The sequence below is a fragment of the Sphingobium baderi genome (assembly GCF_001456115.1).
GTDB classification, from domain to species: domain Bacteria; phylum Pseudomonadota; class Alphaproteobacteria; order Sphingomonadales; family Sphingomonadaceae; genus Sphingobium; species Sphingobium baderi_A.
Genome location: NZ_CP013264.1, coordinates 3,159,501 through 3,185,396, shown reverse-complemented (window position 1 = coordinate 3,185,396; position 25,896 = coordinate 3,159,501). Strand labels below are relative to the sequence as shown.

The following is a 25,896-nucleotide window of genomic DNA, read 5'->3' as shown; positions in this document are numbered from 1 at the left end:
GAAGGGGGAGCAAAGCGTGGTCATTTTCCGCTCCACGCGCCTTTGCGCTTTTCGACGAAGGCGACCATGCCCTCGCGCTTGTCGGCGGTCGCGCACAGGCCATTGAACAGGCGGCGCTCGAACAGGAGGCCCGCCGAAAGACCCGTCTCGAAAGCGGCGTTGACCATTTCCTTGTTGGCGATGGTGGCGAGCGGAGGGTAGGCGGCGATCTCCGCCGCGGCCTTGATGGCGTCCTCCACAAGGGTCGCAGCGGGCACGATGCGAGACACAAGACCGGCGCGTTCGGCTTCATGCACGTCCATCATCCGGCCGGAAATGCACATGTCCATCGCCTTCGCCTTGCCGACCGCGCGGGTCAGGCGCTGCGATCCGCCCATGCCGGGCGCAACGCCCAGCTTGACTTCGGGCTGGCCGAATTTCGCCGTGTCGGCGGCGATGATGAAATCGGCCATCATGGCAAGCTCGCAGCCCCCGCCCAGCGCGAAGCCCGCGACCGCCGCGATCCAGGGCTTGCGCGTCGCCACGACCCGGTCGAAGCCGCCGAAATAATTTTCGCCGAACATCTCGGAAAAGCCGCGGTTGGACATTTCCTTGATGTCGGCACCGGCGGCGAAGGCTTTCTCACTACCCGTGAGCACCGCGCAGCCCTGGCTGGCGTCCGCCTCATAGGCCGCGAAGGCTTCGATCAGGTCGGCCAGCACCTGGCTGTTGAGGGCATTGAGGGCATCGGGACGGTTGAGGCGGATGAGAGTGACCGCTCCGTGCTGCTCCACGATGATCGTCTGAAACTGGCTCATCTTGTGTCTCCGAAAGTCGAAGCGGCGCCGGGGTCAGAACCCGACCTTGTCGCCGCCCTTGAGTTTGAGGATGTCGCGCGCTTCGTCGGGGGTGGCGATTTCGAGGCCAAGCCCTTCGAGGATCTGTCGGACGCGGATGACCTGCGCGGCGTTGGAGGGCGCGAGGACGCCCCTGTCGAGCCAGAGATTATCCTCCAGCCCGACGCGGACATGACCGCCCATGGCGGCGGCCTGCGCCGCGACCTGCATCTGGCTGCGCCCGGCGCCCAGCACCGACCAGCGGTAGTTGTCGCCGAACAGGCGGTCGGCGGTGCGCTTCATGTGCAGCACTTCTTCCGGGTGCGCGCCGATGCCGCCCAGGAGGCCGAAGCAGGTCTGGATGAACAGAGGCGCCTGAACCAGCCCCTCGGTCCAGAAATAGTGGAGATTATGCAGATGGCTGGTGTCGTAGCACTCGAATTCGTAGCGCGTGCCAGTGGCGTTCAGCGTGTCGAGCGCGTAGCGAATGTCCTGGAAGCTGTTGCGGAAGACGAGGTCATGGCTGGCCTCGAGCATTTCCGGCTCCCAGGCGTGCTTCCATGTCCGATCCTTCTTGAGCATCGGGAACAGACCGAAGTTCATCGACCCCATGTTGAGGCTGGCGACTTCGGGCTTCCACACTTCCGCCGGCTTCACCCGATAGTCCACCGGCATATAGGGCGAGGCTCCCGTGGTGATATTCACCACGACATCGCTGCCCTGCTTGATGACCTTGAGGAACGGCTCGAAATCCTCCGGCGTGTGAACGGGTTTGCCGGTTTCGGGATCGCGGGCGTGCAGATGGACGATCGCGGCACCCGCTTCGGCCGCCTCCAGCGCGCTTTGCGCGATCTCGGCGGCCGTCACCGGCAGATGGGGCGACATCGAAGGTGTGTGGATCGACCCCGTGATCGCGCAACTGATGATGACCTTGGACATGGAACTTACTTCGCGGCCATGCGGATCGATCCGTCGATACGGACGACCTCGCCGTTCAGCATGTCATTGTCGATCATGTGGAGCGCGAGCTTGGCGAACTCCTCCGGCTCGCCGAGGCGCGGCGGGAAGGGAACCGAGCGGCCGAGCGATTCCAGCGCCTCATCGGGCAGGATCTTGAGCATCGGCGTCAGGAAAATGCCCGGCGCGATGGTCAGCACCCGGATGCCGTAACGCGCAAGTTCGCGCGCGGCGGGAAGCGCCAGGCCGACGACACCGGCCTTGGAGGAAGAATAAGCGGGCTGGCCGATCTGTCCATCGAAGGCGGCGACCGAGGCGGTGTTGATGATGACGCCCTGGGTCTGCTTGCCGTCACCCGGCTCCTGATCACGCGCGATCGCGTCGGCGACGAGGCGCAGCATGTTGAAGGTGCCGATCAGGTTGATGCGTACGACCTTCTCGAAGGCCGAAAGCGCCAGCGGACCGTCCTTGCCAAGAATCTTCATCGGCGTGCCGACGCCCGCGCAGTTGACGAGGATACGCGGCGTGCCGAGTTCGGCAACGATCTGCGCGACCGCCTTCTCGCCTGCCTGTGCATCCGCAATGTCGATGGCGAACGCCTTGCCGCCGATCTTCTCCGCGACCGCGTTCGCCGCATCGGCGTTGAGATCCACGACCGCGACCCTGGCGCCGCCCTCCGCAAGCCTGATCGCCGTCGCTTCGCCGAGGCCCGAGCCGCCGCCGGTGACGATCGCTACCTTGTTGCCGATATCCATGGGTTTGCTCCTTGATGGTTTGCGCGCTTCATTCAGGCGCGTAGAGGTTGCCGAGGCGCATGCCGCCGTCACAGTCGATGGTGGTTCCGGTCACGAAGCTGGCCGCCTCGCTGCACAGCCAGGCCACCGCATTGCCGATGTCGATACGTTGGCCGAACCGGGGGAGCGCGAGCGCGCCGCGAATGCGTTCGGCGAGGTCCGCATCGGTCGCGAGCCGCGCCAGCCCCTCGGTGTCCGCGATCGGGCCGGGGGAGACAGCGTTGACCCTGATCCCTTCCGCGCCCCATTCGAGCGCCAGGCAACGGGTCAGCATGTCGATGCCCGCCTTGGCCGCGCAGGCATGGGCCTGCATGGGCATGGCGCGCTGGGCCTGGGGCGCCGTGATGTTAACGAGGACGGCGCCGGGACGCCTGAGATGCGGATAGGCGGCCGAAAGCACGTTGAATGTGCCGATCAGGTCGATGTCGACGATCGTCTTGAAAGCGTTGGGCGACATCTTGGCCGCCGGCACGAAGAAGTTGCCCGCCGCGCCCGAGAGAACGATATCGATCGGCCCCTTGGCATTCGCCACCTCTTCCATGATCGCCTGCAGGGCGGCAGGCTCGCGGACATCACCGGCATGATGCGTGACGTCCACGCCATCGGCGCGCAGCGTGTCGGCCGCTGCGGCGATGCGATCCTCGGAGCGGCTGACGATCGCCAGGCGCGCGCCCAACGAACCCAGCCGATGGGCGACGCCCAGGTTGATACCGCTCGACGCCCCGACGACGATGGCATTGCGGCCCGAGAGACATTGCGGGTCAAGCGACATGGATTTCTGCTTTCTGAAAGGAGTCGGAGAAATAGACCGGACGCTCGATCGTCCAGAGGTCGCCCCACAGGGCGCCGCCGCCATCGGCCGTGATGGTCGTGCCGGTGAGGAATCGCGTGGTGTCGCTGGCGAGAAACGCGATGATCTGGGCGATGTCCCAGGGATCGCCGGTCGCGCGCTGGGGATTGGCGCGGGCGAAGGCGGCGCGTGCGGCTTCCGGATAGACAGAGAGGCCGCCGCTATCGACAAGACCGGGCGCGAGGCAGTTGATGCGGATGCCATGGGGCGCCCATTCGACCGCGGCGGTGCGGGTCACATTCTCGACGCCGGCGCGCGCGGCGGCGCTGTGCGCGATGCCCGGCATGCCGCGGCCGTTGGCGGCCGTGACATTGACGATGACACCGCCCCTGCCTCCGTCGATCCATCGCCGGGCCACGGCCTGCATCATCAGCCAGCACCCCGTCAGATTGGTTTCTATGACGGCCCGCCAGCCCTTGGGCGCGATCTGCGACGCGCCTTGCGCGAACTGGCCGCCGGCATTGTTGATGAGGATATCCGGCAAGCCGAAACGCGCCGCTACGGCGTCCAGCAGCCGTTCTATCCCGGCCTCGTCGCGAATATCGCAGGGGTGGGCGAGGATGGGCCAACCACGCGCGTCGAAGGCGGATTGCACCGCTTCGAGCCGTTCGGGGTTGCGCCCGCAAATCGCAACCCTTGCACCGAGACGCGCCAGCACCCATGCCGCCGCTTTGCCGATCCCGCTGCCCCCGCCCGACACGATGGCCGTGCGCCCGTCGAGCAGGCCGGACGCAAGCGCCAGCGGAGCATCGTCCAGCCGAAGATCATCGACAGTACGCGCGCTCATTTGAGAAGTTCGCCGGCGATGATGAGCTTGCGGACCTCTGTGGTTCCCGCGCCGATCTCCATGAGCTTGGTGGCGCGGAAGAGCCGGTTGATCTCCGACTCCCAGATATAGCCGGTGCCGCCATGCACTTGGACCGCATTGTCCAGCACCTGGTTCATGGTGTTGGCGGCGTAGAGGACCGAGGCGGCCGTCAGGGCGTGAATCTCGCCGCGTCCGCCCTCGCCATGCCCCAGTTCGGAGCAGCGCGAGAGAACCTGATAGCAGAAGCCGCGCAGCGTCTGGACGGCGACATACATATCGGCGAGGCGCGACTGCACCATCTGAAACTCGCCAATGGCCTTGCCGAACTGTACGCGGGTCTTGGCATAATCGACCGACAATTCGAGCGCCCGTTCGCAAATGCCCAGGCACAGGGGCGAGATCATCGCGCGTTCGAGATCGAGGCCGCTCATGACGACCCGGACGCCGCTATTCTCCTCTCGCAGCAGATTGGCGGCCGGTACGCGGCATTCGTCGAATACCAGCTCACCGGTCTGGCTGCCACGCCAGCCCATTTTCTCGAGCTTCTGGGCAACATGGAAACCCGGCCGATCCGTTTCGACGACGAAGGCCGAGATTCCCTTGGCTCCCGCCGCCGGATCGGTCTTGGCATAGACCAGCACCACGTCAGCGACCGGGCCGTTGGTGATGAAGATCTTGGTGCCGTTGAGCACATAGTCGTCGCCATCCCGGCGCGCGGTGGCGCGCATCGAACCGAGCGCGTCCGAACCGGCACCGGGTTCCGTCAGCCCAAGCGCACCGGTCCATTCGCCCGAGCACAGCCTTGGCAGGAAGCGCGTACGCTGCTCGTCGTCAGCATTGGCATAGATGTTGTTGAGGCAAAGATTTTCGTGAACGACCCAGCTGAGCGCGAGGGCATGGTTCCATCGTGCGAAGGCTTGCGCGACAAGTCCAGCGGTGAAAATGTCCGACTCAAGCCCGCCGAACTGCGCCGGAGTCGTAATGCCGAGATAGCCGGCATGGCCAAGCCGCCTCATAATATCGACCGGCCACCATTCCTCGCCATCCATCCGCTCGGCAAGCGGATAGAGTTCGGCGCGCGCGTAACGGTCGGCCTGGTCGAGAATCTCCTGACGCTCGGTATTGAGCCGATATGTCCACGCCTCGGATTGATCGCTTTCCGCCATGCCGCATGCATCCTCTTCCGCCATTGATCAGGCTGTGAATCGTCTCCTAGCAGGAATGTGCATTATGGCAAGTATTCTATTACGACACTATTCAGAACTGCGGCAAATGGGCATGCAAACGCGGCCCTCATGCGAAGGCCGCGATGAAAAGAGAATGACGCTGAATTTAGCGTGTTGGCGGATGCGACCGCTCGTTGGCCCCTTCGATCTCACCGGGCGGGGGCGCAAGGTGCGGGATTGCGCCGTTGAGGCGCGCTTCACGGGCTGAATTGCGGAACGATAAGGCAAAGAAATCGACGCCCCAGCGCAATTCATCCGTGGTTAGATGCGATAACTGGCCCGCCAGATAGTCGACCGACGCCTTGACCATTCCGTCGACGAACTTCTCGCCGGCCTTTGTCAGTCTGACGACTTTCTCACGCCCCGAATCAGGATTCTCGATTTGCGAAACGAGAGAGAGGGGCGGCTTGGACAATTCGCGCAACAGCTTCGATACGTTTGAATTGCTCATCTCGAACCAAGTGGCGAGGCGAGTTTCGATATCCTTGCGCCGCACCCAACCGGCTGCATCCGCGCGCGAATGAATGAGCCACAGGATCGCCGCCTGCTTGCGAGAGATGCGCCCCTGACACATCACCGTTTCGAGGTCCATGCCGATCCGATAGTGGATCGGATAGAAGAAGTTCAGCAACTCGCCGACCAACGGGAGCGGCGGGCCATATGCCGGCTCGGCTACCGCATCATCCTTCCTCTTCTGCCGGGTGGCCGTTTGCGCCGTCATCTACGTCCTCGATATCTGCCTGCGCCCTTCATAGAATATTCAGTGGCGCTTGAAAACATTACAATCAAAGGACAATGACGAAAGTGTATTATTGTGCGATCTGATGTGGCGTATGCGTGCGATTTGGGGGCGTCTCCATGAAAGAGCAAATCTCTCAAAGCGCCTCTCCGACCAGCCGATAAATGTGCTACAATCAGGCTATGGTGCGGGTTCCCCGCCGCCGCTAGCCGTGCGGAGCCGCGCGAAATCATATACTTGGCGCCCGACCAAAGCGAGTTGATCGCAAACGGCCGCGTCCGTGCATCTGCCATCCCTGAACAGGCCTCCGGAACTGTTGACAGCCGCGCCAAGCGGCGTCGGCCATCCCCGCAGGGCGTGGGTGATCGAGCGAAGCGCAGCGAGGGTAGACCCTGTTGCCTGCCAGCCATAGGCGGTAGCGATCAAACCGACCGGAACACCGTCCAGATAGGCACGGGGATCTTTCGCGGTTTCTTCGACATAATCGATCGCGTTCTTGACCAGGCCGGAAATCGACCCGTGATATCCCGGACTGGCGATGATCACGCCGTCGGCGCGCCGCACCGCGTCAACCAGCGTTCTCGCCTCCGGAACATCCATGGCGCGAGGGCTGAGGTAGTGTGGTAGTCGGCCCAGGTCCGCGCCGCCGAACAACAGCGTCCGCGCACCCAGTTGTTCGGCCGTTGCGAGAGCCATGGCAAGGGCCTGCTCGGTTGATCCCCCAGGAGAGACCGTTCCGCCTATGCCGAGAATGAAGGGCGATGCAGCAGTCATGAAATAATTACCTTCGCCGGGAAGAGGGCGAGCCCAGGGGCCGGCACCGGCGCTTACGTGCCGGTGCCGGACAGCGACCTTAGCCAAGTACGCCGAGTTGCGATTTCCCAAGCAATTCGTAAACGGCATCTCCGGAAAGTGGGTGGTAGATGCCGGCGCGCGCGTCGCGGAACGCGCGCTCCAGCGGTCCACCGCGCCGGATCGCTCCGCCGCCGGTCAGGCGCATGGCGATATCGGAAACCCGCACGGCGGCCTCGGTCGCGGCGATCTTCGCGATCGAAATCCGTGCAGGGCGCTCAGCCGCGCTCCAGTTCGCATCTTCGCCTGCCGCCAGAAGGTCGGCGGTTCCGCGCACTGCGCGTTCAGCCAGTTCCAGTTCCACGATCGCCTGGCCGAGCTGGTGCTGGATATGCCCCACGTCCCGGACCATCACGTTCGCGCCCGACACGGTATGGCCGAGCGACTTCTTCGCGAGCGAATCCCGAACCAGGCGCAAGGCCCGGTCCGCAACGCCCAGATAGACGCCGGCGAACGGGAAGCTTACCCATTCCATTTCGCCGATCAGGCCGGTGCGGAACGGGCCGCCATAACCGTCGGCGGGCACCGGCACCTTGTCGAACACGCAGGTCTGCGTGCCCGAAGCCCGCATGCTGAACGTATCCCAGGTACGCTGGATGCTGATCCCCGGCGTGTTCACCGGAACAATGAAGACCGACTCGCGTGCCTTGTGCTCTTCATAGTCCTCCGGAACCTTTCCATCGGCGTCGGTAATGGTGGCGTTGAAGGTGACGATGTCCGCCCCCTCGATGAAGGTTGCCCAGTTCTTCTTGCCCGAAACATGCCATCCACCATTGCCGTCGGGGACGGCAACCGTATCCGCGATGGTGGAAAAGCCGGCGCGTTCCTCGCTGAACGGACCGGAGATCAGGGCATTGTCCTCGACCACCTGCCTGAACAGCCTGGTTCGCGCTTCCTCCTGCAAGAGATCGCGAAAGATGCCCACCATCACATGGTGCATGTTGAAGGACAGGGTGATCGCCGGATCGCCCCAGGAAGCCAGTTCCTTCTCGACCAGCGCCACGGTCCACAGGTCGGCGCCGAAGCCACCATATTTCTTGGGAACGATGAGCTTCGCGAGACCGCTTTCCTTGTAGAGGGGGACGAGTTCGAGCGGCAGTTGGTTTTCTTCGTCGGCCTTGGCGCCTACCGCCGAAAAGCTCTCGGCGAGCTTGCGCGCACGCGCCACGAGATCGTCACGTTCGGCCGGTGTGATTTCGATACTATGCTTGCCCATGGGCCTCTCCTTCGCATCTGCAGAGATCGCGAAAATGGGCGATCTTGCGACTGGCTACGCGCCGATCGGTCGCACCAGGGCAGGGACTCGATCGCTTGAAATCCAACCTGTTTCCGGGCGGAAATGTAAGCGGTTCGGCCTCGATCACGGCATGTTCCCGATCAGCACTTGGGGTTCTATCTAGCCAAACACTGCATTTTGGCAAGTGTTTATTGAATGAACAAAATGGCGCTTGCGATGCGCTGTCTCACCGGATGGCGGGGCCTCCCGTCAGGGCCTCTACGCGCTCCATCCACGGCAATATGGCAGGCTCGCTGCGCAGCACGTCCAGGCCGCGCCCGGAACCGGCGACACATTCCAGTTGGGACACCACCGCAATGTCCGCCAGCGTGAGGCTCTCGCCAACGAGGAAGTCCCGACCATCCAGCAGGGCGCCAAGCGCCCGCGCGTGGCGTTTCAGTTCTTCCAGAATGTCGGCTTCGCTCCGGCGCGCGAGGCCCTGTCCGGTTCCTTGCTTTCGCGTGAGATAGGGAACCAGCGGCCGGGCGATGCGCCGCATCAACGCATTGTCATATTTGAGGATTTCGCTCACCCAGCGTTCGCGGTCATAAGGCCAGGTGAACCGCATCGTCATCTCGAAGAAATAGAGGCTCTCGTCTGCCCAGTCTTCCAGCAGGTCGACCAGCGCGCGGGCCTTCGGCTCCTGCGGAAAAAGGGCGGGCTGGGGGGCGTGGAGGTCGAGCGCGCGGCAGATGTCGCTCGAATCGTGCAGGACGCGCCCATCCAGTTCAAGGATCGGAACCTTTCCGACCGGCGACAGCCGCTTGAGTTTGCCGAGGTCCGCCATGGGCACATTATGCACCGCATAGTCGAGGCCTTTATAGGTGAGAACACGCCGCACCTTGTCGCAAAACGGTGAAATTTCCAGTTGATGGAGGATGATCCCTGCCACGGCGCTCTCCCGTCATTCTTAAAACTGTGCATTGACGACACTATTTAGGGAAGATAGGGTTTGGGCGAGCTTGGGTCAATGCACATCACAAGCTCGGCAATGAGAGGATAGCGTCCTATGGCCCTTGTCGAATATGCGCGTGAAGGCGCGGTAGGGCGGTTGACCCTCAACCGCCCGGAAGCAGGAAACGCCGTCGACCCTGAGTTCATTGCCGATCTCGCAAAAGCGATTGAGGCCGCCTGCGCCGATCCGGGCCGCGCGATCCTGATTGACGCGCGCGGCGCGAATTTCAGTCTTGGCGGTGATGTTCGTCATCTCGCCGCTTCAGGAAATGGCGTGGCGGATGTCCTGCGCGATATGGCCGCCCGCTTCCATGAAGCCCAGCTCAAGTTGTGCGAACTGCCCCTGCCCATTGTTTCCGCCGTCCAGGGCAATGCGATTGGCGGCGGCTTCGGACTCGCGCTTTCGGCCGATTTCATTCTGTGCGCCGACACGGCTCGGTTTTCGACCGGCTATTCCCGCCTGGGCCTGAGCGCCGACGCGGGCGTCAGCTACTTCCTGACCCGCGCGTTGGGGGCCAGGCGCGCGACGGCGCTTCTGATCAGTTCACGTTTCCTGTCGGCGCAAGAGGCGCGAAGCATCGGAGTCGTGGATGAGGTCGTGCCCGAAGCGGACCTTCAGGGCAAAGCGGTGGCCTTCGCCGATCAATTGGCTTCGGGGCCGACAGCGGCCTATGCGGCCATCAAGCGCCTCACCGAGGCGGCCAGGACATCGGGACTGGCAGACCATCTCGATCGCGAAGCCACCGAAATTGTCGCCCTTGCATCGGGCGATCAGGTGCCCTGCGCGATCGACGCCATCGCAACCCGTAAGCAGCCGGTTTTTCAAGGCTGAACCAACAAGGACATCAAGAATCGACATGGCCGGATTATATTTCGAGGAATTGGCGCCGGGCCTGATCCTGGATCATGCAACCAGGCGCACCGTTACTGAAACGGACAACGTCCTGTTCACGACGATGACGATGAATCCCGCGCAGATCCATCTCGACGCGGACTATTGCGCGCGGACGGAATTTGGGCAGCCGCTCGTCAACAGCATCTTCACCCTTGGCCTTATGATCGGTCTTTCGGTTGGCGACACCACGCTGGGCACGACCATCGCCAATCTCGGCATGACAGATGTCGGCTTTCCGGCTCCCGTATTCGTGGGCGACACCATAAAGGCTCGAACCACGGTCAAGGAGGCCCGCATCAGCAAATCGCGGGATGATGCCGGCATCGTCACCTTCGAGCATCAGGCCTTCAACCAGAAGGACCAACTTGTCGCCCGATGCCTGCGCGCCGCACTGATGCTGCGGCGATCGGTATGATGCTGCGCTCCTTCCTCTTTGTCCCCGCGGACAATGAGCGGAAGATCGCCCGAGGGCTGCAATCGGAAGCCGACGCCTTGATCCTCGATCTGGAGGATTCCGTGGCGCCCGACCGCAAGGCGGAGGCCCGGAAGCTGCTCGCCGGCCAACTCGCCGATCTCGATGGCAGCACTGTGCCCAAGCTCTATGTGCGGATCAATCCGCTCGACAGCCCCCATGTACTCGAAGACCTACTCGCGGCGACTCACGCGGCCGTCGCCGGCATCGTTCTCCCCAAGGCTTGCGGCCGTCACGACATCGATCGTTGCGGGCATTACCTGGATATGGCGGAGAGCGCGAAGGGCATCGCTCCCGGTGCCATCGGCATTCTCCCCGTCGTTACCGAGACGGCTGCGGCGGTGCTCAGATTGCCGGAACTCACCGCGCCGATCGGGCGGCTTCATGCCTTGACCTGGGGCGGCGAGGATCTGGCGACAGTGCTTGGCGCCCGCGGGAACAAGCGTCCGTCCGGCGAATGGGACGACAGCTTTCGCCTGGCGCGCGCGCTTGCCCTTCTGGCCGCGGCGGCGTGCGACGTGCCTGCGATCGATACGCTTCATGCCGATTTTCGTGACGGCGAAGGATTGCGGGCAGCCGGTCTTGCTGCACGGCACGCCGGCTTTGCGGGCAAGATTGCGATCCATCCCGATCAGGTTTCCGTCATCAACGAGGTCTTCGCGCCGAGCGAGACGGAGATCGAGGACGCCAGGGCAGTCGTCGCGGCCTTCGCCGCGTCGCCTGGAAGCGGCGTCGTGGGACTTGGCGGCCGGATGCTGGACCGTCCGCATCTTGTAGCCGCGCAACGGCTGCTCGCGACAACAGGAGAGGTACTTCAATCATGACCGACGATCCGGGCGCGATCCTTGAAAGCCAGCGCGCGCAATCGCGCGATCCATCGCCCGTATCGGCTGCGCTGCGCAAGGACCGCCTGCGGCGCGCCATTGAGGCTCTGTCGAGTCATGAGTCCCGGTTCTGCCACGCGCTGGCTGAGGATTTCGGTGTCCGCGCGCGCGAGCAGTCCCAGCTCTACGACATTGTCGCGTCGCTCCAGACCTTGCGGCATACGCTCAAGCATGTCGATCGCTGGATGCGGCCCGAACGGCGGCCTGTGGACATGGCGCTCCGCCTGTTCGGCGCCTCTGCCTGGATTGAATATCAGCCCAAGGGGGTTGTCGGCATATTGTCGCCCTGGAACTTCCCGCTCTATCTGACCTTCGGCCCGCTCGCCGGAGTCCTTGCCGCTGGCAATCGTGCGATGATCAAGCCGTCCGAGCATAGCCCGGCGACATCGAGCGTATTGTCGGATGCCATTTCGTCGGCCTTCGATCAGGACGAAATCGCGGTGGTAACGGGCGGCGCGGACGTGGCGGCCGCCTTCTCCGCCCTGCCGTTCGACCACATGATCTTCACCGGGTCGACGGCCGTGGGGCGCCATGTCATGCGCGCGGCGGCGGATAATCTGGTGCCTCTCACGCTCGAACTGGGAGGCAAGTCGCCGGTCATTGTCGGCTCGAACGCCGACACGGCGCTGATGTGCGATCGAATCGTCACCGGCAAACTTCTGAACGCCGGCCAGATCTGTCTCGCACCGGACTATATGCTGGTGCCCGCCAGCGAAGAGGCCGCGGTAGCCAAGGGGATCGCTGCGGCGGCGGAAGCCATCTATCCCAATCTGACCGCCAACCCGGAATATGCCTCCGTGCTCGGCGACCGCAACCGCGAGCGGCTTTCGCGCTATGTCGAGGAGGCCCGGGCGCACGGCGCGCGCGTGACCGAGATCGGTGCGCGCGCAAACGACGGGCGGCTGCCTTTCACGATCCTTCAAGATTGCCCGCTCGACGCCGCGGTCATGAAGGACGAGATTTTCGGGCCGATTCTTCCGATCCTGTCCTATGGCTCGCTTGACGAAGCGATCGCGTTCGTCAACGCGCGACCGCGCCCGCTCGGCCTGTATTTCTTCGGTCGCGACAAGACTGAAGAACGGGAAGTGCTGTCGCGGACCGTCTCCGGCGGCGTCACGCTCAATGATGTCGTCTTCCATGTGACTGTCGAAGACTTGCCCTTCGGCGGCATCGGGGAATCCGGCTTCGGCGTCTATCATGGCATCGAGGGCTTTCGCGAGTTCAGCAATGCGCGAGGCATTTTCCGCCAGTCGCGCTTCGATGTCGCCCGCATCGCCGGCTTTCGCCCGCCCTATGGTGCGAAGCTGAGGAAATTCATCGCAAAGAACCTTGGCGGCAGCCGGGCGCATTGAACACGAGGAGAAGGATATGACCCCGCCGATCGATCATCCGCTCAATCTCACCACGCAGGCGATATTGACATGGGGGAGTTGGGGATTGACCGCCGTGGCGCTGCTCATCGCGGCTAGGCTCGGCGTCCGAGAGAGAACGCCGTTCTACGTTCTCCTGATTCTGGCCGCCATGTTCGGCGCCTTTGCTGAACCGCTCTATGATGAAGGTCTGATGCTCTGGTTCTATGAACCCGGCATCTGGTCCCATTTTACGGCCTTTGGCGTGGCTCAACCCAATTGGACCCATAGCGGATATGCCATCCTCTATGGCAGCGCGGCCATGATCATCACCAAGTCCATTCACGACGGCGCGATTTCTAAAAACAGCGTGTATATTTTTTTCGCGCTGGAAGTGGTCATGTCCTGCGTGTTCGAGATGTTCGGGATCAACGGCATAAACGGCGGTGCCTATGAATATTGGGGGCCGCACGTCTTTCGCTTGTTCAACTACCCCATCATCATCGGCATCCTCGAAGCAACGCAGGTCATTTGTTTCTCGCTTGCTGCTATCGAGCTTCGCCAACGGGCAACGCATCCTGCGCACCTTCTTGGCCTCTTCGCCATTTTCCCGATGACCTTTTACGCCGCGAACTTTGGCATCGGCGGTCCGGTCATCATCGCGCTGCATCTCGACGCGCCAGCCACGTCTACGGCATTCGTGACGTTTGGCACGCTCTTGAGCATCGGTTTGGTATTCATCGTCCTGCGGATGGCTGGAGCCGTGATGATAGAGCAGGCGCAAGCAAGCAGGAATGCGGCCCGCTCACTCGGCCAAGGATAGGAGCAAGGATCGTGGTCGAACTATCCCTTGCAGGAGCCATTGAGTCCTTCACCCTGCGCGTCGAGGACCAGGTGTTGGACCGGCTCCGCCAGCGCCTTGATGACGTTCGATGGCCCGACTGCGAGCCGGTTGCCGATTGGTCGCAGGGTGTACCGCTCTCGCGGATGAAGGAACTGGTCGACTATTGGAAGTCTGGCTATGACTGGCGGCGCTGCGAGCGCCGCCTCAACGACCTCGGGCAGTCCCGGGTGCGGATTGATGGCATTGACATCCATTTTCTTCATATCCGTTCGCCTCATGAAGGGGCGATGCCGCTGATCCTCACCCACGGTTGGCCGGGTTCGGTGATCGAGTTTCTCAAGTGCATCGAGCCGCTTACCGATCCCACACGTCATGGCGGCAAGGCCGAGGATGCATTCCATCTCGTGATCCCATCGCTGCCGGGCTTTGGTTTCTCCAGCAAGCCGGTCGAACCGGGTTGGAACGTGCAGCGTATCGCCGGCACCTGGGACATCCTGATGCAGGCCCTGGGCTATGAACGCTACGGCGCTCAAGGCGGAGACTGGGGCGCCGTCGTCACGACCGAGATGGGCGTGCTGCGCCCCGCTGGGCTGCTCGGTATCCACCTCAATCTTCCATTCGTAATCCCCGATCCGCTTCCCGCTGAACCGAGCGACGAGGAGGCGGCGATGCTGGAAGCGCTCGTCTATTACAACCGCTGGCAATCGGGCTATTCGACACTGCAGGCGAGTCGTCCCCAAACGCTCGGTTATCTGCTTGCCGACTCCCCCGTCGGCCAGGCCGCCTGGATATACGAGAAATTCTACGAGTGGTCGGACTGCGACGGCGATCCGGCAAATATCTTCACGGCCGATGAGTTGCTCGACAACATCATGCTCTACTGGCTGACAAACAGCGGGGCCAGCTCAGCCCGATTATATTGGGAAAGCTTCCACGGTGCCTTTGGCGCAAGGGAGCTTCACCTTCCGGTGGCATGCAGCATCTTCCCTGGGGACATCTACAGGGCACCGAGAAGCTGGGCAGAGAAATGCATGCACAATCTCGTCTATTGGAACGAGTTGGCCAGGGGAGGGCATTTTGCGGCCTTCGAGCAACCCCACATCTTCGCCCGCGAAGTAAGACAGGCGTTTCGCGCCATGCGGTGAGCCGGCAACGCCGACAGGTGCTTGCTGGCTGAATTTCACAGCGGGATCGCCGATCGCTTCCGTTTGGACGGCTTCTCAGAATCGTGCCAGATTTCAACCATGCACTATCTGCATCGTTTATATATTGCACTATCCCCAGAATGTTGTAATGGCTGGGGCAGCGATCGGGGAGTCGATATCATCGACGTGAGCCCGACGAGGTTTCGACGGTCATGATGGCCGCAGAAGGAGGATGTTCATGATAAAGGCGCCCTTGAAGGCTCGGGTTCTGTTTCAGTCACTCGGCATGGTCGTGCTGGCGCACCAGTTTGCGTCGCCTGCGCTCGCGCAAACCGAACCTTCGTCTGCGCCGCAGGCTTCCGCTCAGTCATCCGGCGACCAACTGGGCGAGATCATCGTCACGGCCCAAAAGCGTTCGCAGTCGCTCAACAATGTCGGTCTTTCGATCACGGCCGCGGATGGCGAGCAGCTCACCAATCTGGGCATTCGTGAAACCGGCGATCTCGTCAAGATCTCGCCCGGACTGACCTTCACCAAGAGCCAGGACGGCACGCCGCTCTTCACGATCCGGGGTGTCGGCTTCAACGACTATACATTGGGCGCGAGCCCTGCTGTCAGCGTCTATGTCGACCAGGTTCCCCTCGTTTACAGCGCCTACACGCAGGGCGCCACGCTCGATCTGGAGCGTGTCGAGGTGCTGAAGGGGCCCCAGGGCATTCTCTTCGGCCAGAATTCGACGGGTGGTGCGATCAACTATATCGCCGCCAAACCGACGTCAGACTTCCAGGCTGGCGTGAAAGCCTCCTATGGCCGCTTCGACACGTTTGACGGTGAGGCGTTCGTCAGCGGGCCGATCACCGACACCCTGGGCTTCAGGCTGGCCGGCAGTACAACGCAATCGGGTAGCTGGCAGTATAGCTACACCCGCGATGACAAGCTCGGTAAGCAGGACATCCTGCGCGGTCGCCTGCTTCTGGATTGGAAGCCGACCGATACGCTGTCCTTCCTGTTCAGCGCTAACGGTTGGCGCAACAAGTCCGATACCCAGGCGGCGCAGCTTGTCGGACTCAAGCTCCAGCAGGACGCTTCCGCGCCCGGTCAATATGATCCGGTGGAAACTCTCCGGCGTGTCGCCGCATTCCGGGCCCTTTCTCTCGCACCGGGCAACGCACGTGCCGCCGATTGGGATATGGGCAGGAACCTGAAGCGCGATGACAGCCTGTGGCAGCTTTCCCTTCGGGGCGATCTGGAGCTGGGCAGCGGCATCACATTGACGTCGCTAACCTCTTACACCCGCTTCCGCCAGGACTACGAACTGGACCGCGATGGCACGACCCTGCAAAACGCAGGCGTCGAATCGCGTGGCAATGTCAAAACCTTCACTCAGGAGTTGCGGCTTTCCGGAGAAAGCGACAGGCTGAACTGGACGCTGGGCGGCAATTACGCGAAAAACAAGATTCGTAGTTCCGACAATTTTCTGGTGAATGATTCGACCAATACGGCCATCTTGCCTGGCTTTGGCGTCGACAACGGAGATACCACGATTACGGAGAATATCCGCGATCTGGCCGCTTTCGGAAACGTCGAATATAAGCTCACGGACCAGCTGACCGTCCTCGCGGGTGCGCGCTATACCGATACCAAAAATGACTATACCGCTTGTATGCGCGGTGGTCCCGGCCAGCAATTTGTGTTTTGGCAGCTCTCTCAGGCGATCAGCGGTGTTGCTCAACCGGCACCCGACGCAAACACCTGCGTCAATATGGATGAAACAACGTTCCTGTTGATCAGGACTCCCTTTGAGAGCACGCTCCACGAGGACAACGTCTCGTGGCGAGTGGGCGTCAACTACAAGCCGACACGCGATGTGCTGCTCTATGGGCTGGTGTCGCGCGGTTATAAGTCAGGAAATTTCCCGACTGTTCCGGCTTCGACAACGCAACAGTTCGCGCCGGTTAAGCAGGAATCGGTCACCGCCTATGAGGTCGGGATCAAAGCGACCGCTCTGGATAGGAAACTGCAGATCAACGCAGCTCTTTTCCACTATACCTATGACGACAAGCAGATTCGTGGTCTTGTGATTGATCCGATCTTCAACCAGCTCGAAAAACTGGTGAATGTTCCCAAATCCCGGATCAACGGGGCGGAGATCGATATCACTGCTCGTCCATTGTCCGGGCTCACGCTGCGGGCGGCGGGTACCTGGATCGACTCGAAGGTTCTGGATTTTGTCGGGATCAACAATGACCGGGTCCTGGGTGACTATCGCGGATCGGAGCTGCCCTTCTCTCCCAAATGGCAGTTGGTCGGCGATGCGGAATATCGTTGGGCTCTGAGCAGCGACCTCAACGCGTTCGTCGGTGCCAATGTCCTCTACAACAGCAAGACCAATTCGACGCTTGGCGCTCCGGCAAGCTCGCGCATCAAGGCTTTCGCGACACTCGATCTGCGCGCCGGGATTTCCGGTCCGGATGATAAGTGGACGTTATCAGTCTGGGGACGGAACGTGACGGACACCTATTACTGGACCAACCAGTTCGTCACCCAGGATGTGATCGTGCGATATACAGCGATGCCTGCCACCTACGGGGTTTCTGCGAGCTATCGATTCTAGCTGCTTCCTTGTTGGTGTAAAACCGAACCTTCGGGGTAAGCAGGGGAAGCAAGTTCTTGATTTGCGGTGCGCCAATTTGCCCTCCGTTACCCTAAATATCCTACGGAAATGCTGCCGGATGGGTTCCGTACGCTTCTTGCCTTTCGGGCTCAGAGCGCACGCTAATTTGTCGACTTTGGCTTCACGTTGGCGCGGTTCAGTTCGATGAGAAGCCAATCTCGAAACTTGCCCATATATCCGCCTGTATCGGCGGCGATCTGTGCCAGCAGTTCATCGCTCAGTTCATCTTGTTTGAGATCGAGATCACGCAACGCGCGTCTCACCATGTGGCCTTGGAAAACGAAAATCGCATTGCGCAAATATCCGCGCACGATTTTTTCGATCTTTTTATCGTCCCCTTTGGCGGCATGGATGAGCTTTTCTATGGCAAGAACCGTGGGATCGGGCTCCGCCATCGTCTGGCGCATTTCCGGTGTGAGCTTCATCTCCTCGTCAGACATGGATCATTCCGGCTCATTTGCTTTGGGCATATCAGTATAGTCGCATGGTCGCCGCAGGTGAACAAGGTTCAGCTACGAGGCTCCGTCAGAAAAACCAGCTGCGGAAGATGGGCCATCCCACCATGAAACAGACGGCATTGCTGCCAGATATTTTGTCATGACTTCGCGGTGCCACACAGGTTTTCTCGCGCAGTGATGGCAGGGGCGTGGGAATGTCCTTTGATGTTAACCATTTCCGCGATGAAATTCCCCTCCAAAAGTCACATTGCCGAATGGTGAAATTCCATGATGATAGCCTGTTGGAGCGTTTTGTTCGGTTAGCGGGGGGCAAGCAGACATAGGGCATCGGCGCGGTTTGCCCGATGCCCCCGAATGGGATGGAGAGCGAATGCCCATGCGACACGAAGCCCGAATTGAACCCATGCTGGAGGAGACAGGCCGTCCGGCTGTCTTCGCGCCACTATGCAGGTCGATCATCAGCGCAAGAGCGGCGTCGGCCACCATGTTCGGCTCTCTATGCGCCGACCCAGGATGCGAAATGCTGCTCGATCTCTATTGGCGCGACAGCCAGGGATTGAAGACTTCACTCACCAGCTTCTGCCTCGCGTCAAAAGCATCTGAGATGACCGGCCGGCGATGCCTTGCCGAGATGGAGGCGCAAGGCATAGTCGAGCGCTTCCCTGATCCCTTCGATAAACGCCGGATATATGTCCGGCTGACCGCTGCCGGGCAGGATAAGATGGATGCGTGTTTCCAGACCTTGCTGTCCGGATATGCGCAAACCTGTCACGACTGTGCCCGCAAATGCGGCGACGCTCCAGACGGGGCCCGGCAGGCAGTCCCGTTCTGCATTGCGATAGACGGCGTCCGGCGCTTCCGGCGGTAGAAGTTCAGCGTCGGTATCATTGGTCGGTAAATAGGTCGGCGTAGCGCGAAGCGCTGCGCCGGTAAAACCGGGACGCGCTGCCCGTTGATCCGAGCTGAGATCACGCTGTCAGCAAGTATCGGCCGCGGCCTGAAGAGAAGGAGGGGTGGGGCGAGGGAGTTTTCCTATGCTGGAGTTTCTCCCATGGCCCTGTCGCGCACGAGCGCCGATCCGCGCCTGCATGCCGCTGCCGCCAATATTGTCAAATCACTTGGTGGAGCATGGAAGCCATCGGGCGCGATGTGCCGTTGTCCTGCCCATGACGACCATCGTCCGAGCCTGTCGGTCCGGGTCGGCGAGCATAGCATATTGTTCAAATGCTTTGCCGGCTGTTCCACGATTGATGTCATCCGCGCGCTGCGCAGCGACAGGCGGCCTATCCCGACAGCCGATGCTGAAACGGAATTCACACGCGCAGATGGCAGTGAGCGACGGTTGGCCGGCCGAATTCGTTCGCTCTGGGAGGAGGCGCGCCCTGTCACCGACATCGCGGTGAGCGTCTATATGGCGACGCGCGGCTTCAACGGAACGCATCCGGTTTTGCGCTACCATGATCATGTGCCGCTTGGCCGCGGCGTCGACGTCCGTTTTCGTCCCGCGCTACTGGCCGCCATCGAAGCCGACACCGGCGTTATAGCGCTCGAACGCCTGTTCCTTGATCCCCGCACCGGATTACCGGCGACTGATCTCGATCCGCCCAAATTGATGCTCGGCCGCCCCTATGGCGGCACGGTCCGCTTCGGAGCCGCCACCGATGTGCTGGGGCTGGCTGAAGGCTGGGAGACCGCCTGGTCCGCCCATTTGCTGCTGGGCATCCCCGTCTGGGCCGCGCTTGGCGCCGACCGCTTCCCCTTGGTCACTGTTCCGGAGCGGGTGGAGCGCCTCTTCCTCCTCCATGACAACGACCTTTCCGGACGGCGCGGCGCGGCGCGGGCAAAACATGCCCATGCGCGAGACGGCCGATCGATCGAGGCGCTGCCACCACCGCCGGGCTTCAATGACTGGAACGATCTGTACCGGGCGAAGGGAGGGGGGGAGGGAGATGGTTGCGGAATGCAGGCTGATGATCGGCCGCGTCCCGCGCATTCGGACACGCGCAGCGGCATGGGCACCCAGCCAGTCCTGAACGCGAACCTGCTACAATCCACACAGGAGACGAGCCTTGACCTCGCCACAACCGAGCTATCCCTCCACGCTGCCGCTCTCCAGGATCGAGCCGGGATATAATCCCCGACGCTATTTCGATCGGAAAAAGCACGAGGAACTCGTAGAATCGTTCCGTCTGCGCGGACGAATGCTGCAACCCATGCTGCTGCGACCGGCTCAGGATGCCGAGGGCAAATATGTCATTATTTGCGGCGGCCGTAGGTATAGGGCTGCCCTCGAGGTGTTCGGGCCCGATGGAGAAGTGCCGGTCATCATCCACGAGATGACAGACCAGGAGGCGCTTGAAGCCGCGATCGATGAAAATGAGGTGCGCGACGATACCTCGGAGACGGAGCAGGCCGATGCTGCCGTCCGTGTTCTCGCGGCGTGCAAGGGCGACCGCGCCGAGGCCGCATGGCGATTGGCCTGGTCCCGCACCAAGCTCGATCGCCGCCTGGCGCTCGCTGAACTCACCGAGGCCGCCAAAACCGCGCTTGATGAGCGCCGGATCAAGGTCGGGCACGCCGAACTGCTCGCCGTCATCCCCAAGGACAAGCAGGACACGGCGCTCGAAACGATCCTGCGTCTGAACCTCGACGTGAACGATACGCGCAAGGAACTCATGCGCATCACGCATAGTCTCGCCAGCGCGTGCTTCGATAAGACCGAATGTGCCACCTGTCCGTTCAACTCGGCCGCGCAGCAGGTCCTTTTCGAAACCCATGTCGACGATGGCCATTGCACCAATCCGGGTTGCTTCAAGCTCAAGACCGAAGCCGCCGAAGTGATCCGTTTCGAGGAGGAGGAACGCGCCGCGAAAGCGGCAAGGAACGCGATGCCCACTGTCGTCGATGATGCAGATGGTGAGGAACAGGACGATGTCACGGACAAACCCGCACAGTCGATGGATATCCAGCCGCAACCAGAAAACGGCGCGCTATCATCCATTCCTGTCGAAAGCCGCGAGCTTCCTCCGGCGCGCACAGCCGACATCGTGCGGGCCGCGTCGTCGGCGCATAAACCGACTGTCACGGCCAGGTCGATCGCGGCCCGAACCGTCGAGCTTCGCGAGGCGACATGGCGAACCGCGCTTGCCCGTGCGCTCGCCGGCAATGCTGTCCACGCGCGGACCACGATCCTTGTCGCGGCGATGTCGGGCACGCTTTCGCAGATCAAGCCCGGCACGCTGACGTCCCGTGCCGGCATCCTCGTCGGCGCCTCGTTCCCGGACCTCGACTTCAAGGGCAAGATAGCGGAAATCCGGGCGCTTGCCGATGCACGAGCCGCCAACGTGCTGGCCGTCATTGGCGGCGCTTACGCCAAGGATGTGCTCAGCTTCGATCATGTCGCGGACCTTGCGAGAGTGTTCGAGGTCGACCTGCGCGAGACGTGGCAAGTCGATCAGGCCTTTCTCGAACGCTACACCAAGGAAGAGCTCAAGTTCATCGCCCAGGAATGCGGCCTGATCGCGCATGTCGGCGAGAAACGGTTCGCCAAGCTGCTCGCATCGAAAAAGACCGAGCTTGTTACCGGCATGCTCAATCGCATCGGGTTCGATTGGGCGGGACGCCTACCGAGCGCGATGACGCTCGATGGCGCCTATGGACCGCCCCCGGATCGCGCTGCCCAGCCGATCGAAGCTCCCATCCCGCAAATCGCCGCCTGACCGGCATCCTCGCCCTTCCAGACAAGGATTCACGCCCATGTTGATTTCCAACCTGCTCCCGCTTCTCGCCAACTATTCGCTCGGTTTCGATCTTGTCGCCAGCCCTGACGATACCGTCACGCTGACCGTGATCCCCCGCAAGGCGGTGGGCGCGAAACACAGTCTCGAATCCGGCGAGACCCGCCCGATATCGATCACGGCAACTGCCGCGGAGATCGATGCGGAACTTGGCCGCGGCGCGGACGGCGCGCTCGGCCAGCTCATCGCCACGCGCAAGACCCTCGCCGACCAGATCGCCGATCAGCGCCAGGCGGCCGAGGACGCAAGGGTCGCCGCTGCGGAAGCTGCGAAGGCCAAGGCTGCGACGAAGGCCGCGACGGCAAAGTCGACGCCGCCCGCCAGTCCCCCGAAGCTCCAGCACTCGGTCACTCCGCCGGTCGATGCCAAACCGGACCAACCCGCCACCCTGTTCTGACCGAACTCCGCCCAAATCTCGCCACGACCCAAGCCGGGAGTTTTCCCTCATGCAGATCAATCATCTCACCCGCGCGTACCGTTATGACGGCATCGACCTTCCGGTTCCGCCGCATCTCGCCAACGATCCCGACAGTCTGCGCGCCTACCACGCGACCCTCTACCCTGCGGTTCTCAACGCCGAGATGGTCGATGCCGGCGTGTCGGGCGGCGCCCACGTCACCGAATACCGGCGCGCCGTCGGCACGAAGGGCTGACCGTGGCGCGCAGCAGCAGCAGCGCCGCGATCCCGTCCGCCGTTCGCAAAACGCTCATCGAATGGATTGAACCCGGCAATGGCGTCACATCCGACTTCACCCAACCAATCTGCAGCGAGCAGACTCAGGCGCTCCACGCGCGCATCCTCCTCGCCTCCGGGGACAGCAGGAGCAACGCTCCCAGGCCGCTCCCGCCGCCGCCGGGCCTGCGCCTTCCACCCCTCGGCTGACCTCGCGGGACGCGTCGTCGCGCTGTCCGGCGACATTCCCGCCCACTTCGATGCTCCGCTGGCGCCTCATCATAAGCTGATAGGCCGTTGGGCTGCGTCTCGGGAAACGACGGCCAAACGCTATACCCGCGCCGAGGCGCGCCAGCGCATCGAACGGGTGTTCGACAAGGCGGTGCTCGACATTCTCGGCTCCGTCGAATTCGCTGACTTCAGGGTCGTGGTTCTTCACGGCGAGGAAGACTATCCGCCGGCGATCGCGGTGATCTGCGACAGCATGGGGCAACTGGAGCTCGGGTGGATCGAAGACAGCGATGCACCCATTCCCTGGCGCGCCGCGGCCTACAAAGCCCTGGACGATATGCTGGCGCGCGCCCTTCCGATCTTCGGCTACGATGATCTCTTCGATGAAATCTCCATGTATTATTGGGACGGCGCGACCGACGATGAAACCGCGCGGCAGTGGATCACCGAATATCAGGGCGTGGATCCTGAGTATCTCGACGAACTCACTCTGCCATCCAATATGGAGTCTCGTCGGCCCGAATGGATGATCGCGAAAAACGCGGGGGCATCGGCGGAACTTCCGAACGGTTTGCGCCGGAAACTGGAGGAACTTCGCAAGGCGCATGCGGCCCTTGGGAAGCTTCGGCCGGAGCGCAACGCCTGGCGCTTCGATCTCCAGATTGCCTACGAGTATCTCCCCGGCATCGAGGAATGCTCGACATTGCCCCCGCTGACCCTCGTTCCGGTCGAGCAATTCGCGCGCGAGGTCGATGACGTCGGGCGCCACGGGATGGAATACGGCTTCATGGACATCGCCGGCTTCTGCCCTCTGCCGGATTCGGTCCCAGTCGATGACTGGTTGGCGTCCTTGCGTGTCGGCGCGCGCTTCCTGCTTGCCGCCCAGGACCTGATCCAGCTCGACCCAGCCAACCTCTGAGGTTCCTTTATATGTCTGACCACAGCACCCAGTTCGAAGCCACCGCCGGCGGTCTGGCGCTGACCAACGCCATTCTCCTCTACCGCAGCCAGCCGATCCGCAACGCCAGTCCCTACGCCACCACTCGCGAGGGTGCCGCGGCATTTGCCAGCATCCATGCGATCGAGCATGACGACGAGGGACGACCGACTATCGGCGCGGGCACATCGCTGTCGCGCGCGCATCTACGTCAATGGACCGAGGCCCTGGGGCGGACCGTTCTTCCCGAATTCCTGCCTGACAATGTGCTGGTCGCGCATCCCGACATGCTCGCATGGTGGATCCCGGCCCAGGTTCGCCCAGCATATTTCGCGCTTACGACTCCACCCGCCGGCCTGCAGGTGCTCGCAGCGCGAACTACCATGCCGGTCCCTTATCCGCCGCATCTGTTCATCGCGACCCGATCAGGGTTCGGTGTTTATGCCTTGTCGGCAAACGAGCGGCCCGGGATCGATACTCCAGTGCTGCACTCGCCGGTGCTCAATGTTTACCTCGATGGGCAACTTTGCTGGGGCAACATTCCAAGGCCAAAAGCGCTGACGACAGCCTCCATCCCGGAATTCGAGCGCGCGGTGTTCGATAGCTGGTCCACTCACCCAAATCCCGGACAGGAACTGACCATCACCGGCAAAGGCGGTCTGGTTCGGCTCTGGGATGACCTCGCCGCGCGCAAGGCGAAGCGCTTTCCTGTCAGGCGTCTCAGGCCGTTCGATCCCGGTCGGACACGTCAGGCTTCCCGGCGAATGATCCGGACCGACCCGATGACTCTGGGGAAACTCATTGCGAGAGGAGCGAACCAATGACCGTGCTGGCTGACGACCCGACCGCGGCCGCGGTCCTTGCCGCCGTGCCATGCTATCCGGTCCCACCGCAAGGACGCTCGCCCGCCCTCGATAGGCTGCGCGCCGCCCGCGCCGGGCGCGGCCTTGCGATCGGGATAGACGGCGTCATGCTCGTCCTGCGCCGGGCCTGGCTGGAACTCGATTTCCCGATCACGACGCCTCTTGCCTTGCATGTGCCCTACGGCAGCACGGGCGCTTGCCGCGCTGAGCTGCGTTGCGGCCTCATTCCGGGCGAGCATCTCGCTCATATTCTCGATCATTTCCGCGCGGCGTTGCCCAATGAAGCCGCGGCGTTCGTCCTATGGAACGAAGCGACCCACGAATTCGCAGTGGACTTTCCGGCCATCGACGACGCCACGCCCTCGCGCCTCGTCTACCGCACGCCGGTCCCGCAACCCGATTGGCATGTCGTCTGCGACCTTCACAGCCATGGGACCGGTCCCGCCTTCTTCAGTGCCACCGACGATGCCGACGATGCTCATGCGACGAAGATAGCGATTGTGGTCGGACGGCTCGACGATCCCAGTGGCCTGGCGATGGTCGCGCGTCTTTGCGCCGACGGCATGTTCATGCCGCTGCCGCGGAGCCCGTTTTCAGGAGACCGCCATGCCGACTGATCCTACGGATCGCCACTATCTGCCCGCCGGGTTCGACAATCGCACGATCAACGTCCTGCTGGTCGGATGCGGCGGAAATGGCGGGCAGATGCTGATGGGACTCGCCTCGCTCGATACCGCGCTGCGTGCGATCTCCTCACGATCGCTCCACGTTGCTGTGGTCGACAATGATATCGTGACCGAAGCCAATCTTGGCAGGCAGCCATATTATCAGGGCGACGTCGGCAATTCCAAGGTCCGCACGCTCACCGAACGGATCAACCTCGCACATGGCCTGACCTGGCAGGCGGTTCACGGCCGCGCCCCTGAAGCCATTGGTCTAGAAGGCGCCGACATCGTCATCACCTGCGTTGACACGGCATCGGCCCGCCGTGCGATCGGCGCGGCGCTCGCCGAGTGCAGGACCGTTCCCGCCTATTGGATGGATCTCGGCAATCGCGCGAGTGACGGGCAATATCTCATCGGCTCCCCGGAGGCCCGTTCCGACAAGCGCCGCCGTCGCCTGCCGACCGTGCTCGAATATTTTCCTGAACTCGCCGACGAAAACCTGCCCGACGATGATGCACCATCCTGCTCGGTTGCCGAGGCGCTCGAGCGTCAATCGCTGTTCGTCAACCGTGTCGTCGCGAGCCATGCTCTGGCGCTCCTGTTCGACCTCCTCGGACGCGGCTCCATCGGTCACGCGGGCGCGTTTATGAATCTCGCGAGCGGTCAGGCCGTCCCGATCCCGTTGCCGCGCGGCGACTGAACCTATCCGCATCACCCCGTCCAAGCCGGTCCGGAGCC

The 25,896-nt window shown here is 62.3% G+C and carries 27 protein-coding genes; 16 read left to right on the top strand and 11 right to left on the bottom strand.

Translation table 11 applies throughout. The features are described from left to right. Window positions 1-20: 20 nt before the first annotated feature. The 10 genes from ATN00_RS15580 to ATN00_RS15535 form a co-directional block, all read right to left on the bottom strand. Window positions 21-797, bottom strand: a complete 777-nt coding sequence (locus tag ATN00_RS15580) for an enoyl-CoA hydratase-related protein (protein ID WP_021244045.1) — start codon at window positions 795-797, stop codon at window positions 21-23. Between the two features lie 33 nt (window positions 798-830). Further along, on the bottom strand, window positions 831-1,754 hold the full coding sequence (gene kce, locus ATN00_RS15575; RefSeq protein WP_021244046.1) for a 3,5-dioxohexanoate:acetyl-CoA acetone transferase: 924 nt from the start codon (window positions 1,752-1,754) through the stop codon (window positions 831-833). A 5-nt stretch (window positions 1,755-1,759) separates the two neighbouring features. After that, on the bottom strand, window positions 1,760-2,527 hold the full coding sequence (locus ATN00_RS15570; RefSeq protein ID WP_062066107.1) for an SDR family NAD(P)-dependent oxidoreductase: 768 nt from the start codon (window positions 2,525-2,527) through the stop codon (window positions 1,760-1,762). 28 nt (window positions 2,528-2,555) lie between these two features. Further along, window positions 2,556-3,338 (bottom strand): SDR family oxidoreductase, encoded by a 783-nt coding sequence (locus tag ATN00_RS15565; protein WP_021244048.1) that lies wholly within the window; start codon window positions 3,336-3,338, stop codon window positions 2,556-2,558. Continuing rightward, a complete protein-coding gene (locus ATN00_RS15560) occupies window positions 3,328-4,203 on the bottom strand; it encodes an SDR family oxidoreductase (RefSeq protein WP_021244049.1) in 876 nt (291 codons plus the stop codon). The genes ATN00_RS15565 and ATN00_RS15560 overlap by 11 nt, the downstream gene beginning before the upstream one ends. After that, on the bottom strand, window positions 4,200-5,390 hold the full coding sequence (locus ATN00_RS15555; RefSeq protein WP_021244050.1) for an acyl-CoA dehydrogenase family protein: 1,191 nt from the start codon (window positions 5,388-5,390) through the stop codon (window positions 4,200-4,202). Before ATN00_RS15555 ends, ATN00_RS15560 begins: the two co-directional genes overlap by 4 nt. Window positions 5,391-5,556: 166 nt before the next feature. Continuing rightward, window positions 5,557-6,042: a MarR family winged helix-turn-helix transcriptional regulator gene (locus tag ATN00_RS15550; protein WP_197413605.1), complete on the bottom strand. Its 486-nt coding sequence runs from the start codon at window positions 6,040-6,042 to the stop codon at window positions 5,557-5,559. Between the two features lie 327 nt (window positions 6,043-6,369). After that, window positions 6,370-6,963: an NADPH-dependent FMN reductase gene (locus tag ATN00_RS15545; protein ID WP_031290697.1), complete on the bottom strand. Its 594-nt coding sequence runs from the start codon at window positions 6,961-6,963 to the stop codon at window positions 6,370-6,372. A gap of 79 nt (window positions 6,964-7,042) precedes the next feature. Beyond that, window positions 7,043-8,257 (bottom strand): acyl-CoA dehydrogenase family protein, encoded by a 1,215-nt coding sequence (locus ATN00_RS15540; protein ID WP_021244053.1) that lies wholly within the window; start codon window positions 8,255-8,257, stop codon window positions 7,043-7,045. Between the two features lie 247 nt (window positions 8,258-8,504). Further along, entirely contained in the window at window positions 8,505-9,209 is a 705-nt protein-coding gene (locus ATN00_RS15535; protein WP_021244054.1) for a glutathione S-transferase family protein, read from the bottom strand. Window positions 9,210-9,326: 117 nt separating this feature from the next. On the opposite strand from ATN00_RS15535, the gene ATN00_RS15530 reads away from it, so the two are divergent. The 7 genes from ATN00_RS15530 (at window position 9,327) to ATN00_RS15500 (ending at window position 17,474) form a co-directional block, all read left to right on the top strand. Beyond that, window positions 9,327-10,103 (top strand): enoyl-CoA hydratase/isomerase family protein, encoded by a 777-nt coding sequence (locus ATN00_RS15530; protein ID WP_021244055.1) that lies wholly within the window; start codon window positions 9,327-9,329, stop codon window positions 10,101-10,103. 25 nt (window positions 10,104-10,128) lie between these two features. Then, entirely contained in the window at window positions 10,129-10,581 is a 453-nt protein-coding gene (locus ATN00_RS15525; protein ID WP_021244056.1) for a MaoC family dehydratase, read from the top strand. Continuing rightward, window positions 10,542-11,462, top strand: coding sequence for an HpcH/HpaI aldolase/citrate lyase family protein (locus ATN00_RS15520; protein ID WP_231746299.1), 921 nt, complete (start codon window positions 10,542-10,544; stop codon window positions 11,460-11,462). Before ATN00_RS15525 ends, ATN00_RS15520 begins: the two co-directional genes overlap by 40 nt. After that, a complete protein-coding gene (locus ATN00_RS15515) occupies window positions 11,459-12,874 on the top strand; it encodes a coniferyl aldehyde dehydrogenase (protein ID WP_021244058.1) in 1,416 nt (471 codons plus the stop codon). The genes ATN00_RS15520 and ATN00_RS15515 overlap by 4 nt, the downstream gene beginning before the upstream one ends. Window positions 12,875-12,890: 16 nt before the next feature. Next, on the top strand, window positions 12,891-13,694 hold the full coding sequence (locus ATN00_RS15510) for a hypothetical protein (RefSeq protein WP_081659663.1): 804 nt from the start codon (window positions 12,891-12,893) through the stop codon (window positions 13,692-13,694). 11 nt (window positions 13,695-13,705) lie between these two features. Next, window positions 13,706-14,860: an epoxide hydrolase family protein gene (locus tag ATN00_RS15505; protein ID WP_021244060.1), complete on the top strand. Its 1,155-nt coding sequence runs from the start codon at window positions 13,706-13,708 to the stop codon at window positions 14,858-14,860. Between the two features lie 238 nt (window positions 14,861-15,098). After that, the gene (locus tag ATN00_RS15500) at window positions 15,099-17,474 is read left to right on the top strand and encodes a TonB-dependent receptor (protein ID WP_161626263.1); all 2,376 of its coding nucleotides are present in this window, start codon (window positions 15,099-15,101) and stop codon (window positions 17,472-17,474) included. A gap of 161 nt (window positions 17,475-17,635) precedes the next feature. Here ATN00_RS15500 and ATN00_RS15495 read toward each other — a convergent pair whose 3' ends face one another. Continuing rightward, the gene (locus ATN00_RS15495) at window positions 17,636-17,974 is read right to left on the bottom strand and encodes a hypothetical protein (protein WP_021244062.1); all 339 of its coding nucleotides are present in this window, start codon (window positions 17,972-17,974) and stop codon (window positions 17,636-17,638) included. Between the two features lie 538 nt (window positions 17,975-18,512). On the opposite strand from ATN00_RS15495, the gene ATN00_RS15490 reads away from it, so the two are divergent. From ATN00_RS15490 to ATN00_RS15450, 9 genes are all read left to right on the top strand, one after another. Then, the gene (locus ATN00_RS15490) at window positions 18,513-18,860 is read left to right on the top strand and encodes a MarR family transcriptional regulator (RefSeq protein ID WP_021244063.1); all 348 of its coding nucleotides are present in this window, start codon (window positions 18,513-18,515) and stop codon (window positions 18,858-18,860) included. A 183-nt stretch (window positions 18,861-19,043) separates the two neighbouring features. Then, window positions 19,044-20,126, top strand: a complete 1,083-nt coding sequence (locus tag ATN00_RS15485; RefSeq protein ID WP_021244064.1) for a DUF7146 domain-containing protein — start codon at window positions 19,044-19,046, stop codon at window positions 20,124-20,126. Further along, window positions 20,062-21,711, top strand: a complete 1,650-nt coding sequence (locus ATN00_RS15480; RefSeq protein ID WP_031290708.1) for a PRTRC system ParB family protein — start codon at window positions 20,062-20,064, stop codon at window positions 21,709-21,711. Before ATN00_RS15485 ends, ATN00_RS15480 begins: the two co-directional genes overlap by 65 nt. 37 nt (window positions 21,712-21,748) lie before the next feature. Then, window positions 21,749-22,186 carry a PRTRC system protein E gene (locus tag ATN00_RS15475; RefSeq protein WP_021244066.1) on the top strand — a complete coding sequence of 146 codons (438 nt, stop codon included), beginning with the start codon at window positions 21,749-21,751 and terminating at the stop codon, window positions 22,184-22,186. Window positions 22,187-22,235: 49 nt separating this feature from the next. Then, window positions 22,236-22,442, top strand: a complete 207-nt coding sequence (locus ATN00_RS15470) for a PRTRC system protein C (protein ID WP_021244067.1) — start codon at window positions 22,236-22,238, stop codon at window positions 22,440-22,442. 387 nt (window positions 22,443-22,829) lie between these two features. After that, a complete protein-coding gene (locus ATN00_RS15465; RefSeq protein ID WP_021244069.1) occupies window positions 22,830-23,612 on the top strand; it encodes a hypothetical protein in 783 nt (260 codons plus the stop codon). Window positions 23,613-23,623: 11 nt separating this feature from the next. Then, a complete protein-coding gene (locus ATN00_RS15460) occupies window positions 23,624-24,454 on the top strand; it encodes a PRTRC system protein B (RefSeq protein ID WP_021244070.1) in 831 nt (276 codons plus the stop codon). Further along, window positions 24,451-25,110, top strand: a complete 660-nt coding sequence (locus ATN00_RS15455) for a PRTRC system protein A (protein WP_021244071.1) — start codon at window positions 24,451-24,453, stop codon at window positions 25,108-25,110. The genes ATN00_RS15460 and ATN00_RS15455 overlap by 4 nt, the downstream gene beginning before the upstream one ends. Next, the gene (locus ATN00_RS15450) at window positions 25,100-25,858 is read left to right on the top strand and encodes a PRTRC system ThiF family protein (protein WP_021244072.1); all 759 of its coding nucleotides are present in this window, start codon (window positions 25,100-25,102) and stop codon (window positions 25,856-25,858) included. The genes ATN00_RS15455 and ATN00_RS15450 overlap by 11 nt, the downstream gene beginning before the upstream one ends. The last annotated feature ends 38 nt before the right edge of the window (window positions 25,859-25,896 follow it).

Bases quoted from the DNA above. Each gene is read 5' to 3' on its own strand.
- ATN00_RS15580 (WP_021244045.1), bottom strand. From the start codon at position 797: ATGAGCCAGTTTCAGACGATCATCGTGGAGCAGCACGGAGCGGTCACT.
- kce (WP_021244046.1), bottom strand. From the start codon at position 1,754: ATGTCCAAGGTCATCATCAGTTGCGCGATCACGGGGTCGATCCACACA.
- ATN00_RS15570 (WP_062066107.1), bottom strand. From the start codon at position 2,527: ATGGATATCGGCAACAAGGTAGCGATCGTCACCGGCGGCGGCTCGGGC.
- ATN00_RS15565 (WP_021244048.1), bottom strand. From the start codon at position 3,338: ATGTCGCTTGACCCGCAATGTCTCTCGGGCCGCAATGCCATCGTCGTC.
- ATN00_RS15560 (WP_021244049.1), bottom strand. From the start codon at position 4,203: ATGAGCGCGCGTACTGTCGATGATCTTCGGCTGGACGATGCTCCGCTG.
- ATN00_RS15555 (WP_021244050.1), bottom strand. From the start codon at position 5,390: ATGGCGGAAAGCGATCAATCCGAGGCGTGGACATATCGGCTCAATACC.
- ATN00_RS15550 (WP_197413605.1), bottom strand. From the start codon at position 6,042: ATGGACCTCGAAACGGTGATGTGTCAGGGGCGCATCTCTCGCAAGCAG.
- ATN00_RS15545 (WP_031290697.1), bottom strand. From the start codon at position 6,963: ATGACTGCTGCATCGCCCTTCATTCTCGGCATAGGCGGAACGGTCTCT.
- ATN00_RS15540 (WP_021244053.1), bottom strand. From the start codon at position 8,257: ATGGGCAAGCATAGTATCGAAATCACACCGGCCGAACGTGACGATCTC.
- ATN00_RS15530 (WP_021244055.1), top strand. From the start codon at position 9,327: ATGGCCCTTGTCGAATATGCGCGTGAAGGCGCGGTAGGGCGGTTGACC.
- ATN00_RS15525 (WP_021244056.1), top strand. From the start codon at position 10,129: ATGGCCGGATTATATTTCGAGGAATTGGCGCCGGGCCTGATCCTGGAT.
- ATN00_RS15520 (WP_231746299.1), top strand. From the start codon at position 10,542: ATGCCTGCGCGCCGCACTGATGCTGCGGCGATCGGTATGATGCTGCGC.
- ATN00_RS15515 (WP_021244058.1), top strand. From the start codon at position 11,459: ATGACCGACGATCCGGGCGCGATCCTTGAAAGCCAGCGCGCGCAATCG.
- ATN00_RS15510 (WP_081659663.1), top strand. From the start codon at position 12,891: ATGACCCCGCCGATCGATCATCCGCTCAATCTCACCACGCAGGCGATA.
- ATN00_RS15500 (WP_161626263.1), top strand. From the start codon at position 15,099: ATGATAAAGGCGCCCTTGAAGGCTCGGGTTCTGTTTCAGTCACTCGGC.
- ATN00_RS15495 (WP_021244062.1), bottom strand. From the start codon at position 17,974: ATGTCTGACGAGGAGATGAAGCTCACACCGGAAATGCGCCAGACGATG.
- ATN00_RS15490 (WP_021244063.1), top strand. From the start codon at position 18,513: ATGCTGCTCGATCTCTATTGGCGCGACAGCCAGGGATTGAAGACTTCA.
- ATN00_RS15485 (WP_021244064.1), top strand. From the start codon at position 19,044: ATGGCCCTGTCGCGCACGAGCGCCGATCCGCGCCTGCATGCCGCTGCC.
- ATN00_RS15475 (WP_021244066.1), top strand. From the start codon at position 21,749: ATGTTGATTTCCAACCTGCTCCCGCTTCTCGCCAACTATTCGCTCGGT.
- ATN00_RS15470 (WP_021244067.1), top strand. From the start codon at position 22,236: ATGCAGATCAATCATCTCACCCGCGCGTACCGTTATGACGGCATCGAC.
- ATN00_RS15460 (WP_021244070.1), top strand. From the start codon at position 23,624: ATGTCTGACCACAGCACCCAGTTCGAAGCCACCGCCGGCGGTCTGGCG.
- ATN00_RS15455 (WP_021244071.1), top strand. From the start codon at position 24,451: ATGACCGTGCTGGCTGACGACCCGACCGCGGCCGCGGTCCTTGCCGCC.
- ATN00_RS15450 (WP_021244072.1), top strand. From the start codon at position 25,100: ATGCCGACTGATCCTACGGATCGCCACTATCTGCCCGCCGGGTTCGAC.